We start from the raw sequence: 13,763 nt of genomic DNA, 5'->3' as shown, positions 1-13,763 counted from the left end.
TTTCGATACACATGCACACGAAACGCGTCGGCTCAATTCCCGTTTCGCACAAGCCCGGTGCAATTCGCAACGACTGAAATTTATAAAGCCGAATTATTCAGGGAAGCTTAAGTATTCAGTCAGGCATGCCGTAAACGCCGATTAATCAATCGAAGACGTCACCCGTCTGCACGTTGCGCGAACGGATCCATACCATGGCCACTCTGTTGGAAAAGCGTCGTCAATCTTCACAAGGTTCGGTCATTGCCGAATTGACCCGAGAAGTCCGCAAGATCTCCCGAGACAAGATCTCCGACATCGATCTGATCAACCGCGAAGCCACCTATCTCGCGATCAACGCGCTGATCGAAGCGGCGCGCGCCGGCGAAGCCGGCCGCGGCTTCGCGGTCGTCGCCAACCAGGTGAAGAGCGTGTCGGGCCGCATCGGTCAGCTCACCGGCGAGCTCGGCAAGGAACTGAACGGCCTGAGCGAACGGATGGTGACCGAACTCGAGCGCCAGCAAGGTCAGCGTCTCACCGATCTCGCGCTGAACATGATCGACGTGATCGACCGCAACCTTTATGAACGCTCGTGCGACGTACGCTGGTGGGCCACCGACGCGGCGCTCGTCGACTGCATGATGAGCGCGCCGGAAGCGGCGGAACATGCCGCCGCCTATGCGTCGCAGCGCCTGTCGGTGATTCTCGACAGCTACACCGTTTATCTCGACATCTGGGTGCTCGATCTGCAAGGACGGGTCGTCGCCAACGGTCGGCCCGCGCAATTTCCCGTCACCGGCGCAGTGAACGCCGCGCAGTACGAATGGTTCGCGGCCGCGCTGCGCACGCGCTCCGGCGACGAATACGCAACCGCGAACGTCGACGCGCTCGACCATCTGGGCAACGCACAGGTAGCCACTTACGCGACCGCCATCCGCGAACACGGCGCAAGCGACGGCCGGATAGTCGGCGTACTCGCGGTATTTTTCGATTGGGCGAAGCAGGCGTCCGCGGTCGTGAAAAGCGTGCGGCTCACCGATGACGAACGCGCGCGCACGCGCTGCATGATTATCGATGCGGACGGCCGCGTGATCGCGGATTCTCAGGAAGCGGGCCGCGACACGGCGCGCTTCGAACTGCCGGCCGGCACGCAGAACACAGGCAACTACCGCACCGGCGGCGGATCGCTGGTCGGCTACGCGCTGACACCGGGTTATGAGACCTATCGCGGGATGGGCTGGTACGGCGTCATCGAACAGCAGGCTGCCGGCGCCGCGTAAGCGCGACGCGCCGAACACGTCATGAGCGCTGCCAGCGGCCCCACAGCGAAACGCCGTCGTCGCGCCACGCGAGCACGACGATCGCGAACGCCTTCAGCGCGCATTCGACGGCGGACAGCACGAATGCGATCCGGTCGTAGCGGAATTCACCCGGCAGCGCAGGCACGATCGCCAGCACACTCGCGCCACAACCGAACAGCGCAATCAGCCGCGCGAACGGCGCGAGCGCCGCGCGGCTGCATGCGCAGGCGATCAGAACGACGAGCAGCAGCTTCGAGAAGATCAGCGCCGCGCTCTCGGTCGCCGATGCCGAGGCCGCCAGCTCGAACGGCATTTCGATCAGCGACCAGCACAGCACGGCGCCGAGCGTGGCGTACTGCAGCGCGGTCAGACCGCGACGGTGTCGGTCATTCAACGACAGGAACATGACAGCCCCTCCAGATTGCTCCGCGCCCGCCGGAAGCGGCGCGATGAATCCCCTACCCATCACAGTAGACGACAAAGCTCAGGGTGATTTTTTATAGTTGAGGCAACTTCACAATTCGCACGACGGCCTTTCCCGCTCGACCAGCGCAGAGCATACGAGGCCGCCGCGCGCCGCAAAGAGCACACATCAGCGGCGCGCGGACCAGCACAGCGAACACCGCTCGCGCATGACAAGGCATTCACGAAATGCAGATTTCATTTGCGTAACGGCACAGCGGCGATCTGCCTCACGATGAATCCGTCGACAATGCCGGCCCGCTTCTTGCGTGTGTACCGGCAATATTTCGGAGAGGTACATGGATATCCTGAAACTGGCACGGCAATCCGGCATGCAGGTCGTGCTGGACGCACGCATCGGCAATGCCGAATATCACAGCGTGCACGGTTCTGTGTCGTCGCTGGTCAACTTCGCGCGTGCGCTGATCGAACAGCATGTGCGCTGCGAGGATCTTCCGGCACCGCCCGGCAGCCGTGCCGTGAAAGACTGCGCACCGGCCGAGGATGCGGTTTCGTAAGTGACGCGCGCCGGCTCCGCGGCCGGCGTTGATGCACACTCGATCAGAGCCAGCATCCGGCAGGCGGCGGGGGCATCGCGGCATTCACCGCGCTCGCGAGCATCATCGCTTGCGAGTTGGTCGGCATCAGCTTCGCGGCACGCGGGCGAAAGATCGGGTCGCCGTACGAAATCGGCCGGCCCGTCAACGCGCATACGCCGTCGCGCCGCGCAATCGCCACCACCCACGGTTGATCGGGGTAGCAGCATGAGGTCGGATCGCTCCAGCTGACGGTGAGCAGACGCTCGCCGACCCGCTCGACGAGCCGCGCGGTGCCGGTGCACGAAGCATCGGTTGCCGCGCGCGCCGCGCCGCATCGCACACGATGCGCACGCGGCAAGCCGGCCGCGCCGTGCGACAGCGCCGACAACAGGTTCAAGGTTTGCAACCACGGATCACAACGGGCAACGTCCGACATTTTCCAGGCTCCTGGCAGCGGCCGCTTCGAAGCGGCGCCGCCGTGTCACATATCAGCACAGCAACGGCCAGCCGCGGCGATGCGGTTGGCGTCCGGGCGCCGGCGGCCAGGCGGGCCGCATCGGCATCGAGCGCGCCTGCTTTCGTCGAGCGGGCGAACAGGACAGGATTCCCGACGATGCGTGCACGCGCGCGCGGCGTGCATCGACGGCACAAGTAATCCGCAGCGCGCGCGGCGCAACCCGCGCAACATGTCATGCGCCGGCATATTGCGTGTCCCGCCAGCGTTTCGGCGTCGCGCCGACGATCCGCTTGAACACCGTCGTGAAGTGGGCTTGCGAGCGAAAGCCCGCGAGTTGCGCGGCGTCGAGCAGCGAGTACTCTTCGTCGACGAGCAGTTGCTGCGCGCATTCGATACGCCGCCGCAGCAGATACTCATGCGGGCGCAAACCGGTGGCCGCGCGGAACTGCGCGGCGAAGTGCATGCGCGTGAGACCCGCCGCGCCCGCTACATCTTCGAGACCGATCGCTTCGGCGAGGTGGGCGTCGATATAGTCGACTGCGCGCTTGAGCCGCCATTTGGGCAACGCGGACTTGCGCATCGCAGGATGACCGCCGGCTTGCCGTGCGCGCGAACGCAGTTCGAGCAAACGGCTCACGAGCGCGAGATTGATACTGTCCACATACATCTGCCCGAACGCGGTGAACGCTTCATCGGCGAGCAGCAACGCCTGGCCGAGCCGCTCGATGCACGGATCGTGCGTGATGAGCGGGTCGTCGATCAGCACACCCGAATCATGGTCGTTGCCGGACACTTCACGATGGCACGCATCGAGCACCGCTTGCGGCACGAACAGATGCAGCACGTCGCACGCCGCGTGAAACACCGCGCGCGCCGAATGGCCGGGGCCGGTCACCTGGAACATGCCGGGCATCACGCGACCTTCGAACATCAGGCGGCCGTCGTGCAGAAACGTGATGTCGGTCGAACGCAGATTCACGCCGAGCGTGTAGCTGTCCTCCGGGGTGGTCGCCGACAGCTCTTTCGAACCAGCGCCAGCGCCGGCGCCGATGCCGGCAAGGCTCCAGCGCGATAGCGACAGACGTGCGGCCGACGCCGCGCTCGCGTCCCGTGCGAGCCTGCCGCCCCGCCCGGCCGGGGCCGCCGACGGCGCCCCGGACACAGACACCGGCAGCCGCCACGCGTCCTCGTTACGTATGTAGGATTGCAGTGAATCCGCCAGCGCATTGCCGGCGGATAGAGAGGGTGCTTCCATGCTCCACGCTCCTTGAATCTCCACGATCGAATGCCGAGGCGCACGCGCCGCCGTATGGATTCAAAGGTAGTGGAGAAAAGCGTGGCGCTCTATCGTACAAAGGTTCCCTGCATCGGTGTATACGTGTCATCGACCTATACTTTGGTGCCATCCATCGCAACTGAAAGGCGCAGGGCAGTCAGGGGTCGCACTGAGGCGACCGGTCGTTCGCGTTGAACCTGTACGTGCGGATGACCTCCGGCAAGACGCGCTCACCCCCGCGCGCGCTCCGTCATCACCGCGGCCGCCGTTTCTTCCTGAGCGGAAATTGGCAGCACGAAACTCATCGTCGCACCGCAGCCCGGCTGCGCCGCAGCGCGTATCCTGCCGCGATGCGACTCGACGATCGAGCGGCAGATCGACAGCCCCATGCCCATGCCTTCGGCGCGCGTCGTAAAGAACGGCTGAAAGAGCTGCTGCAGGTCGGCCTCGGCAATGCCGGGCCCGCTGTCTTCGACGTCGACCCGCACCTCGTGGTCCGCCGTGCGCGACGAACGCAGCGCAAGCCGGCGCGGCCGGCCGGCTACCGCCACCATCGACGCCATCGCCTGGATCGCGTTCATCATCAGATTGATCAGGACCTGCTGCAATTGCACACGGTCGCCGACGATCATCAGTTCACCTTGCGCGAGTTGCAGGTCGAGCTCGACCGCGTGGACGCCGATTTCGCGCTGGATCAGCATGACCGATTCTTCGATCAACGCATTGAGTTCGAACGGCGCGCGATTCGGCGCGCTCTTCCTGGCGAGCGTGCGGATGCGCTGCACGATGCCGCCCGCGCGCCGCGCATCGCGCAGCATATTGCCGAGCGCCTCGCGCACTTCATGCAATTGCGGCTCGTCGCGTTCGAGCCAACGCATGCCCGCATCGCCGTTGGTCATGATCGCGGCGATCGGCTGACTCACTTCGTGCGCGATCGACGCGCTCAGTTCGCCGAGCGTGGTAATGCGCGTCACATGCGCGAGTTCCGCCAGCGAGCGATGCAATGCGTCCTGCACATTGCGTGCTTCGGTCACGTCCATCAACGCGCCGCGATATTCGCTCGCGTCACGGCCAGCGTGGATTGCATGCGCAACAAGATGCACCCGTTTGACTGCGCCATCCTGCATCAGCAAACGGAATTCGGCGTCGATCTCGCGCCTGTCCGCGGCCGCCGCCGCAAGCAGCGCCGACACCCGCGCAAGATCGTCGGGATGCACGCGCGCGAGCATCCCGGCAACGGACGGCTCGGCCGTATCGGGAAAGTCGAAGATACGGTACGCCTGCTTCGACCAGAACATCTCGAAGTGCGGCACCGAGAAGCCGATACTGCCGGTCTGGCTCAGCGTCTCCGCTTCGGCAAGAAACGATTCGCTGCGCGCAAGCGCCTCAGCCGCGCGCTTGTGCTCCTCCATATCCGCGTTCACGCCATACCAGCGCACGATGCGGCCGTCGTCGCCGACAAGCGGCGTCGCGCGCAACAGCAACCAGCGGTATGTGCCGTCGCCGCGCCGCACGCGCGACTCGTTTTCGAACGACGTGCCGGTCGCGAGCGCGTGACGCCAGGCACGCTGCATCTGCGGCAGATCGTCGGGGTGCACGAGCGTGTGCCAGTTGTCGCCGATCCGCTCGAGCGGCAGACCGAGTTCCGACCAGCGCTCATTGACGAAGACCGGCCGCCCGTCAGGCGCCGACACCCACACCATCGCCGGAATCGCATCGATCGCCGCGCGAATCTCCTGCTGTTGCTGCTGGATCTCGATCTCCATCCGCTTGCGCTGCGTGATGTCGTTGTTCGTGACGAGCACCGCGAGCGGCCGGCCGTGCGCGTCGCGCTGCAGCGTCCAGCGGCTCGCGACGATCAGTTCGCGGCCGTCGTGGCAGGTCTGCGTGAGTTCGCCCTCCCAGCGGCCGGTGCGCAGCAGTTCCGCGAGCATGTCCGCGAGCGGACGCGCAAACGCCGTCCGCACGACTTCATGCGGCGCGCGGCCGAGCGCCGCTTCGGCCGGCACGCCGTACAGCGCGTGCGCACCGCGATTCCAGAAGCGGATGCGGCGCTTCATGTCGTACACGACCAGCGCATCGCTCGTCAGATCGAGCAGCGTCACCTGCTCGCGCAGCACGTCGGTCGCGGCGATGTTCTTCAGCGTGATGAAGCCCGTGATCGCGATCGCCGCGAGACTCACGACGCAGCGCCCGACCGGCGCCGCAAGATATGCACTGCCGTGCGACATCACGAACGCGACCACCGTCATCGACATCAGCGCGCAGCAGACGGCGAGCATCGTGCGCCGCGAACAGACCGGCGCGACGATCAGTACCACGACCACATACAACACCGCGACCGCGATATCGAGCGGCGTCATGGCATCGAGCACGAAGATCGCGACAGCGATCGCCGCCGCGGTTGCAATGCGCGACACTGACTTGCGTGGTGAATCAGGGGTTGAACCCGGGGGCGCACAACGTGGACGGCGCAGGTGCGCGCCAACCGACGCGAGGCGCGGCGTAGATGTCTGACGCGGCGCATGATGCGGCGCCTGATGCGCCTGCGTCATCGAAGCGCCGCCGCTGGCGCGGTTCGCCCGCGCGGCCGTCGCGGTAATCGAAGCAGGCGCCGGATCCGCCGCCGATGGCGATGGTGACGGCGATGACGACGCGGCGCGCATAGGGTGCGCATTCGGGTGCGCATTCGCGGGGCGGCCGTTTAGATCAGACATATTTCGGCGTCTCCAGAATGGTCGGCCGCATCGAACGCGCAATGCTTACAGTCTGGATGCGCGCAACGGTCAGACATGCGAAGATAGTGCGGCAGGCTGATTTCGCCATGTTCTTTCCGGCAACTTCTTTCCGGCAACGTGCGGCCAGCCGCAGCCGGGCTTCCCACCGCATCGCGGCACCGGGGCGCCCCGGCGGCGGCCGCGACTCGCGAAACTCATTATGGCCCAACTTCCGCATGCACCCGCCAGGCCCGGCGCGTCTCGCGACGGCAACGGCAACCCGGTCGAGCGCGACCCCGTGGTCTTTATCGTCGACGACGACGATTCCTTTCGCGGCGCATTAACAAACCTGTTGCGCTCAGTCGGCATGCATGTCGAAGCATTCGCGTCCGCGCACAGTCTGCTCACCGCGAACTGGCCCGATGCGCCCGCGTGCATCGTGCTCGATGTGCGGCTCAAAGCGGATAGCGGGCTCACGGTGCAAAACGACCTCGCCCGCGCCGGCGTCGAGTTGCCGATTATCTTCATGACCGGCTACGGCGACATCCCGATGACTGTGCAGGCGATGAAAGCCGGCGCGGTCGACTTCCTCACCAAACCTTTTCGCGACCAGGACCTGCTCGACGCGGTGACGCGCGCGATCGGCAACGACCGCGCGCGGCGCGAATCGCAGAAGTCGCTCGCGCAACTGAAGGAGCGCTTCCAGTCGCTGTCGGCGCGCGAACAGCAGGTGATGACGATGGTCGCAAAGGGTCTCCTCAACAAACAGATCGCAGCCGAACTCGGCTTGAGCGAAATCACCGTCAAAGTTCATCGCAGCCAGGCGATGAAAAAAATGGGCGCGCGTACACTCGCCGACTTGCTGCATCAGGCAGTCGTGTTGAAAATTCGCGAAGCACACGTGTGATGCGCGGCGCGCGGCGCAGCATGCATCGTCGCGCGGTTATACCTACATATAGTTGTGAAGCGGAACGCGTCCGGTAACCTGTGATGGTCCGTTGCGGCAGCAACGGTATTATTTTGTAATCCAGGTTCGCAATGTCGAGTTTGCTTCCCTCTCAGGTGGTGTCAATTGTCGACGACGACGAATCGGTCCGTCTTGCCACCGCCAATCTGCTCCGTTCCTTCGGCGTGCAAAGCCGCACGTTTATCTCAGTGGAAGCGTTTCTCGCGTCGGAATGCGTGGACCACACCGCCTGCGTGATCTCCGATATGCAGATGCCGGGCATGAGCGGCATCGACCTGCAGACCGCGTTGCGCGAAAGGCAGTTGCGGATTCCGATGGTGTTCATCACCGCGTTTCCCGATCACGCGTTGCGCAGTATCGCCGAAGCCAATGGCGCCACGTGCTTTCTGACCAAGCCGGTCGACGGCGAAACCATCCTCGCGTGCATCGACCACGCGATCAATCGCAAAGCCTGCGGCGGACACTGACGCAATGCGTGCGGCGATGCGGCCCGGCCGCCTCGCCGCGAGCGCGCGAACTATACATTGGTATAGACGCATCGTATTCGCAGCGCGGCAAGCATTCTTGTCACGCCGCGCAAACATGCGCGGCCGCGCGATCATATGCCGCCGTGATGTGCGTGACGAGTCGTTATGGGCCGCTATACACAACGCGAAGGCTTCAATGCGGCGAGGTACATGATGGCCTGCTGACGATCGAAATGCTCGAATGTGATGCCGAGCCCCGCAAGCAGCAGCATGCCGACCGCGACGCCCTGCCAGGTCGGCGCCAACGTCAGGAGCAGCAGCATCACCGCCGTGCAGGCGACGCCCGCGAGCGCGACATGGTAGTAGCGGTAACGGTTGATCACGCGCTCCATGCGCGCCGCTTCCTGCGCAATCGAGAAGCCGTCGCGCACGCGCATCATCGCATCGGCACGCGGTGCGCCGCGCATCGCAAGGGTCGCGCAACAACCGCCACCGGCCAGCGCGACGACCATCAGCACGACCGACAGGCCGCGCACGAATGCGTCGCCACGCCAGAACAGCGCCGCCGCGGCGATAAACATCAGGACTGCGACAATCGCACCGATCGCGCCGGCCCAGCGTTGCGCGTAGCAATAGGCGCGAATCGCGGACTCGAGCGTTTCATGGGTCATCATCGGCATGCTCCAACGACGACGCCCATCCACGCAGGACAGGTACCGCACATGCATTGTTTCGGCCAACGGCTGATTCGACATGCCGATCGTTTCATGCAATCTCCGTTTGATTGTGGTTTTCTGCGCATCATCGGCGCGCCGCTTGCCGTCGCGGCGCACGCATACGAACAGGCTTCCAGGTGGCCGAACGATTGACATCGCTTCGCTTGCGAAGCAGCCTCGCGAAGGCCGCGTACGAGTCTTGCCGCGCAGGCGGATCGAGTAGACTGGCAGGCATTTCAAACTCAGCGGCGCATACGCAGTGGACCGAACCCGTGCCTTGACGCTCTTTCTCGCGGTCGCGCGCGCAGGCAGCTTCAGCCGCGCGGCAATCGAAGCCGGCCTCACGCCGCAAGCGATGAGCAAGGCGGTGCGCCAGCTCGAGGAGCATCTGAATGTGCGCCTGCTGCATCGAACCACACGCAAGCTCAGCATGACCGATGAAGGCTCGCGCCTCTTCGAGCTGGCCGACCCGGGCATGCGCATGCTCGATGAGGCGATCGACCAGGTGCATGCGAGCCGCGAAGCGGCGGGCGGCGTCGTGCGCGTCGCCGCCGCTGCGTCACTCGGCGGCAAGCTGCTGGTGCCGTTGATTCGCGACTATCAGCAACGGCATCCGTCCGTACGTTTCGACGTCCTGCTCGACGACCACTTTACCGATCTCGTCGAAGCGCGGGTCGACGTCGGCTTCCGGGTCGGCGTATCGGCGGAACGCAACGTGGTCGCGCGCAAGCTGCGCGACGTGCGGCTCGTGATCTGCGCATCGCCCGCGTATATCGGCGAGAACGGCAAGCCCGCATCGCTCGCGCAATTGCTCAAGCACCGCTGCACGGGCTTCCGTCATCCGAACACCGGCAAGACCTTGCCGTGGGAACTGCAGAAAGGCGGCGAGATTGTCTACCAGGCCGTGCCCGCGGTCGCGACTTTCAACGACGTCGCAACTGAAGTCGAGGCGGTGCGCAGCGGCATCGGCATCGGCCAGCTGGCCACCTACATGGTCCAGCAGGATCTCGACGACGGCACGCTGGTGCCCCTGTTGCCGCAACTGTCGAGCGCGCGGCTCTCGGTGTTCATGTACTACCCGCAGCGCACGCAGATGCCGTCGCGGGTGCGGCGCTTCGTCGATTTCGTGATCGAGGCCAACCGCCGGTAAACGCCGGCTGCACTTGCGGGCCGCGCACCACTCACGTTATTATTGAGTCTTCACTCATTCATTTTTCACTACCGGTCAGCATGGCCCGTCCGAGAAGCGAAGACAAACGCAACGCCATTCTTGCCGCCGCGATCGACGTGATCGCCGGGCAGGGGCTGGGCGCGCCGACCTCGCGCATCGCGAAGCTGGCCGGCGTCGCGGAAGGCACGCTATTCACCTACTTCGACACGAAGGACGACCTGCTCAACCAGATCTACCTTGAACTCAAGGCTGAAATGCGCGAGGTGATGATGGCGCAGTATCCGAAGGCAGGCACGCTGCAAACGCGCGCGCGCCATGTGTGGCAGCGGTTTGTCGAATGGGGCGTCGCGCATCCCGCGAAGCGGCGCGCGCTTGCGCAACTGTCGGTGTCGGAGCGCGTCTCCGCCCAGGCAAAGGCAACCGGCATGCAGGCGTTCGCGGACGTCAATCTGCTCGTGCAGGAAAGCATCGCGAAAGGCGTGCTGCGCGACCATCCGCCCGCCTTCATCTCGGCCATCATGAGCGCGCTCGCCGAAACCACCATGGACTTCATGACACGCGACCCGGATCATGCGGACCGCTATCGCAATGCCGGCTTCGAGGCGTTCTGGAATGCGATTTCGAAGTGATTTTTTGCGGTTTTAATTGAGTGAGTACACATTCATATGGATGGACAACCACACCTGATGCGTCGACCGAATGCGCCGCGGACGGCTCCGAAGCCGCATTGCCGGCGCACGCGCAACGCGTTCCAATGAACCGTGTCACAAGGCCTGGAGGCCTGTTATGAGAATCCTGATTTTCGGCGCGACCGGTATGGTCGGCCACGGCGTACTGCGCGAATGTCTGCGCGCGCCGGACGTGCAGTATGTGCAAACGGTCGGCCGCACGCCGACCGGCCAGCTCGATCCGCGCCTGTACGAACTCGTGCACCGCGACTTCACCGATTACCGGTCGATCGAAGGGTCGCTGCGCGGCTTCGACGCATGCTTCTTCTGTCTGGGCATATCGTCGGTGGGCATGAGCGAAGCGGACTATACGCGCATCACTTACGACTACACGATGGCCGCCGCGCAGACGCTCGCGCGCCTGAATCCGCGCATGACATTCGTGTTCGTGTCAGGCGCAAGCACCGACAGCACCGAGCTGGGCCGCACGATGTGGGCGCGCGTCAAAGGCCGCGCGGAAAATGCGTTGCAGCGCCTGCCGTTCAAGGCCGTCTACCTGATGCGTCCGGGTGTGATTCAGCCTTTGCACGGCATCCGCTCGAAAACATGGATTTATCGCGCGGCCTATGCGCTGCTCACGCCCTTGCTGACGCCGCTACGCATGCTGCTGCCGAATTACGTGCTGTCGACGCAGGACATCGGGCTGGCGATGCTCACGCTCGCGCGTGAAGGCGCACCGCATGCGGTGCTCGAGACACGCGATATTCGCGCGCTGAGCCGGCATGCTGCACAACCCGCGGTTGCCTGACGATTGCTGCCTGACGATCGTTGTCGGGCGATGGTGTGTGGCACGTGGTGTTCAGGACGCACGATAGCGGCCATGTGATGCGGCAAGCGCAGCGGGGCAGCGGCTCGCTGACGACTTGCCTGGCAACGGTGCGCGACATGTGATGTTCAAGACACGCGATAGCGGCCACATAATCCGGCAAGCGGAGCAAGCCGGCACCGCTTGACGCCTGCCGCGCATCGATAAGCATCACGTCGCCGCAAGCACGCGCCGTCACGCAATAAAACGCGGTGATAACATCGATGCACGTCGAGCACCGCGCATCGATGCCGCGAACGTCGCCACGTGCACACGGTTTCGCCGTACGCCGCAATGCTCCGCGCGACGTCGCGACATCCGCCCGCATCCCAAGCCTCGGGTTCGACGCTCCCCCAACCGCTCCGCCCCGAATCAACACGCCGATGCCCGCCCAAGCAGACGAAGACGACCGCACCCACGAATCACCATCCAGCGGCTCCGGCGAGCCGATCGAGCAGCGCGTGTTCCGCGCGGGCCATCTTTCGATCGGCCTGACATTGCCGCTGCTGCCGGCCGGGCAGATCGTCGCCGACTTCAACGAGCAGATCGCGCTCGCGCGACGCGCCGATGCCCTCGGCTTTCGCGCGCTGTGGATTCGCGACGTGCCGCTGAACAGCGCCGACTATCCGGACCCGGTCGGTCATCTGGACCCATGGGTACTGCTCGGCGCACTCGCATCGAACACCACGCGTATCGCGCTGATGAGCGGCGCGATCGTACTGACGCTGCGTCATCCGCTGCATATCGCGAAGGCCGCGATCTCGGTACAGACCTTGTCGCGCGGCCGTTTCATTCTCGGCCTCGGCTCCGGCGACCGGCCGCCCGAATATGCGGCCTTCGGCGCGGACGGCGACGCACGCCGCGAACTGTACCGCCGTCATTGGGAGACGCTCGCAGCCGCACTGGCGCCGACTTCGCGCGTGATTCCAGACGAAGCGCCGCAAGACGCGCCGGCGTTCTTTCTGTTGCCGCAACCGCCGCGCGCGGTGCCGTTGCTCGCGGTCGGCTCGGGCGGTCAGAGCGTCGACTGGATCGCGCGTCATGCGATCGGCTGGATGACCTACCATCGCGAACCCGACGCGCAGCAGGCGCGGCGCAGCATGTGGCGCGCGGCCGTCGCACGCAGCGCGCCGGGCGCGTTCCGCGCATTCGGCGCCGCGTTGCGACTCGAACTGAGCAGCGATCCGGATGAACCCGCGACGCCAGTCGCGCTCGGTTACCGCACCGGCCGGCGTGCGCTCGCCGCGCTGCTACGCGCGATGCGCGAACAGGGCACGCATCACGTGTCGCTCAATCTGCCTGCCTCGCCGCGCGCGCCGCTCGAAGTCATCGAAGAACTGGCTGAAACCGTGTTGCCTGAATTTCATCGCGAAAGCTGATAACGGCGGGCACACTGATGCGTGCAGCCGACCGCCCTGCCGCATCGCGATCGCTGGCCCGCGTCAGCCGAAAGGTCCGCTGCGGCGATCCGGTCAAGCCGCGCGCCACAATTTCGCAAGCGGACCGTCACGGCCGGTCAGTGGATCCGACGCCGGAAACAGAACCTGCTGCATCGCGTGCAACTGCGCAGCGGACAAGCCGACGCGACTGATACCGATATCCTCATCCGGCGGATACGCGCCGACCACGAGAAAATCCGCGCTCGCTTCGAGCTTGCAATGACCGGTGCCCGCCGGCAGCACGACGACGTCGCCCGCCTTGACCCGCACCTCGCGCCCGATCGGCGCGGGGCCGCCGAGCACGAGCCGCGCGCTGCCGCCCGCGAAACCGAGCACCTCGTGCGTGGCCGGATGGAAATGATGGAAGTCGTAGATACCGTTGCGCCATTGCGGCGGCCAGCCGTTGCGCGCGAAAGCCTGTTCGAACAACGCGGCGGGGTCGCCACCCGACAACGGCACGGCCGACCGGTACACGAGCACCGGCAACCGCTGGTTATTCGGAATCCAGCCGTTGGGGTCGAAGCTGAGCGTCTGCGGCTGTACCGGATGCGCGGGGGCTGCGCTACCGGCGAAGGCATCGCCGGCCGCCTCGCTGAGCGCCGCGGGCAGCAGACCACCGGCGGCAAGTGCGGCGCTGATGCGCCGGCGCTTCGTGTTCGTCATCGACGCGCTCCATGGTTGGATCAGGGTGATTCAGCTTAGACGAAAATTATCGGGGCCATCTTTGACAACGGCGGCG

Annotated in this window: 14 protein-coding genes; 8 read left to right on the top strand and 6 right to left on the bottom strand. The window is 65.0% G+C overall.

All coding sequences use genetic code 11. The annotated features are described in order from the left end of the window. Positions 1-194 precede the first annotated feature (194 nt). Positions 195-1,259: a cache domain-containing protein gene (locus tag HV675_RS01120; RefSeq protein WP_175108886.1), complete on the top strand. Its 1,065-nt coding sequence runs from the start codon at positions 195-197 to the stop codon at positions 1,257-1,259. A 19-nt stretch (positions 1,260-1,278) separates the two neighbouring features. On the opposite strand, the gene HV675_RS01115 is transcribed toward HV675_RS01120, so the two are convergent. Continuing rightward, positions 1,279-1,686: a hypothetical protein gene (locus HV675_RS01115; RefSeq protein ID WP_175108885.1), complete on the bottom strand. Its 408-nt coding sequence runs from the start codon at positions 1,684-1,686 to the stop codon at positions 1,279-1,281. A 355-nt stretch (positions 1,687-2,041) separates the two neighbouring features. On the opposite strand from HV675_RS01115, the gene HV675_RS01110 reads away from it, so the two are divergent. Further along, positions 2,042-2,260 (top strand): hypothetical protein, encoded by a 219-nt coding sequence (locus HV675_RS01110; protein WP_175108884.1) that lies wholly within the window; start codon positions 2,042-2,044, stop codon positions 2,258-2,260. Positions 2,261-2,303: 43 nt separating this feature from the next. Here the strand turns inward: HV675_RS01110 and HV675_RS01105 are convergent, their stop codons facing one another. The 3 genes from HV675_RS01105 to HV675_RS01095 form a co-directional block, all read right to left on the bottom strand. Continuing rightward, entirely contained in the window at positions 2,304-2,717 is a 414-nt protein-coding gene (locus HV675_RS01105) for a DUF3331 domain-containing protein (protein ID WP_175108883.1), read from the bottom strand. A gap of 253 nt (positions 2,718-2,970) precedes the next feature. Further along, positions 2,971-3,993, bottom strand: a complete 1,023-nt coding sequence (locus HV675_RS01100; RefSeq protein WP_175108882.1) for a helix-turn-helix transcriptional regulator — start codon at positions 3,991-3,993, stop codon at positions 2,971-2,973. Positions 3,994-4,244: 251 nt separating this feature from the next. Beyond that, on the bottom strand, positions 4,245-6,434 hold the full coding sequence (locus HV675_RS01095; protein WP_246270037.1) for a sensor histidine kinase: 2,190 nt from the start codon (positions 6,432-6,434) through the stop codon (positions 4,245-4,247). A gap of 517 nt (positions 6,435-6,951) precedes the next feature. Here HV675_RS01095 and HV675_RS01090 point away from each other — a divergent pair. Beyond that, positions 6,952-7,638: a response regulator transcription factor gene (locus HV675_RS01090; RefSeq protein ID WP_175108881.1), complete on the top strand. Its 687-nt coding sequence runs from the start codon at positions 6,952-6,954 to the stop codon at positions 7,636-7,638. A 131-nt stretch (positions 7,639-7,769) separates the two neighbouring features. Further along, entirely contained in the window at positions 7,770-8,165 is a 396-nt protein-coding gene (locus tag HV675_RS01085; protein ID WP_175108880.1) for a response regulator transcription factor, read from the top strand. A gap of 173 nt (positions 8,166-8,338) precedes the next feature. Here the strand turns inward: HV675_RS01085 and HV675_RS01080 are convergent, their stop codons facing one another. Next, positions 8,339-8,839 (bottom strand): hypothetical protein, encoded by a 501-nt coding sequence (locus HV675_RS01080; protein ID WP_175108879.1) that lies wholly within the window; start codon positions 8,837-8,839, stop codon positions 8,339-8,341. A gap of 301 nt (positions 8,840-9,140) precedes the next feature. On the opposite strand from HV675_RS01080, the gene HV675_RS01075 reads away from it, so the two are divergent. The 4 genes from HV675_RS01075 to HV675_RS01060 all read left to right on the top strand — a co-directional run bounded on the left by HV675_RS01075 (position 9,141) and on the right by HV675_RS01060 (position 12,964). Then, a complete protein-coding gene (locus HV675_RS01075; RefSeq protein WP_175108878.1) occupies positions 9,141-10,031 on the top strand; it encodes a LysR family transcriptional regulator in 891 nt (296 codons plus the stop codon). 80 nt (positions 10,032-10,111) lie between these two features. Further along, a complete protein-coding gene (locus HV675_RS01070; RefSeq protein WP_175108877.1) occupies positions 10,112-10,681 on the top strand; it encodes a TetR/AcrR family transcriptional regulator in 570 nt (189 codons plus the stop codon). A gap of 157 nt (positions 10,682-10,838) precedes the next feature. Next, positions 10,839-11,528, top strand: a complete 690-nt coding sequence (locus HV675_RS01065; RefSeq protein WP_175108876.1) for an NAD-dependent epimerase/dehydratase family protein — start codon at positions 10,839-10,841, stop codon at positions 11,526-11,528. A 440-nt stretch (positions 11,529-11,968) separates the two neighbouring features. Beyond that, a complete protein-coding gene (locus HV675_RS01060) occupies positions 11,969-12,964 on the top strand; it encodes a TIGR03571 family LLM class oxidoreductase (protein WP_175108875.1) in 996 nt (331 codons plus the stop codon). A 93-nt stretch (positions 12,965-13,057) separates the two neighbouring features. Here the strand turns inward: HV675_RS01060 and HV675_RS01055 are convergent, their stop codons facing one another. Then, positions 13,058-13,687, bottom strand: coding sequence for a cupin (locus HV675_RS01055; RefSeq protein ID WP_175108874.1), 630 nt, complete (start codon positions 13,685-13,687; stop codon positions 13,058-13,060). Between the last annotated feature and the right edge of the window lie 76 nt (positions 13,688-13,763).

This window comes from Paraburkholderia solisilvae (assembly GCF_902859875.1).
GTDB lineage: Bacteria > Pseudomonadota > Gammaproteobacteria > Burkholderiales > Burkholderiaceae > Paraburkholderia > Paraburkholderia solisilvae.
This window is presented reverse-complemented; position numbering and strand designations above follow the sequence as displayed.

Coding starts and splice junctions, on each gene's coding strand:
- HV675_RS01120 (WP_175108886.1), top strand. CDS start 195: ATGGCCACTCTGTTGGAAAAGCGTCGTCAATCTTCACAAGGTTCGGTC.
- HV675_RS01115 (WP_175108885.1), bottom strand. CDS start 1,686: ATGTTCCTGTCGTTGAATGACCGACACCGTCGCGGTCTGACCGCGCTG.
- HV675_RS01110 (WP_175108884.1), top strand. CDS start 2,042: ATGGATATCCTGAAACTGGCACGGCAATCCGGCATGCAGGTCGTGCTG.
- HV675_RS01105 (WP_175108883.1), bottom strand. CDS start 2,717: ATGTCGGACGTTGCCCGTTGTGATCCGTGGTTGCAAACCTTGAACCTG.
- HV675_RS01100 (WP_175108882.1), bottom strand. CDS start 3,993: ATGGAAGCACCCTCTCTATCCGCCGGCAATGCGCTGGCGGATTCACTG.
- HV675_RS01090 (WP_175108881.1), top strand. CDS start 6,952: ATGGCCCAACTTCCGCATGCACCCGCCAGGCCCGGCGCGTCTCGCGAC.
- HV675_RS01085 (WP_175108880.1), top strand. CDS start 7,770: ATGTCGAGTTTGCTTCCCTCTCAGGTGGTGTCAATTGTCGACGACGAC.
- HV675_RS01080 (WP_175108879.1), bottom strand. CDS start 8,839: ATGATGACCCATGAAACGCTCGAGTCCGCGATTCGCGCCTATTGCTAC.
- HV675_RS01070 (WP_175108877.1), top strand. CDS start 10,112: ATGGCCCGTCCGAGAAGCGAAGACAAACGCAACGCCATTCTTGCCGCC.
- HV675_RS01065 (WP_175108876.1), top strand. CDS start 10,839: ATGAGAATCCTGATTTTCGGCGCGACCGGTATGGTCGGCCACGGCGTA.
- HV675_RS01060 (WP_175108875.1), top strand. CDS start 11,969: ATGCCCGCCCAAGCAGACGAAGACGACCGCACCCACGAATCACCATCC.
- HV675_RS01055 (WP_175108874.1), bottom strand. CDS start 13,687: ATGACGAACACGAAGCGCCGGCGCATCAGCGCCGCACTTGCCGCCGGT.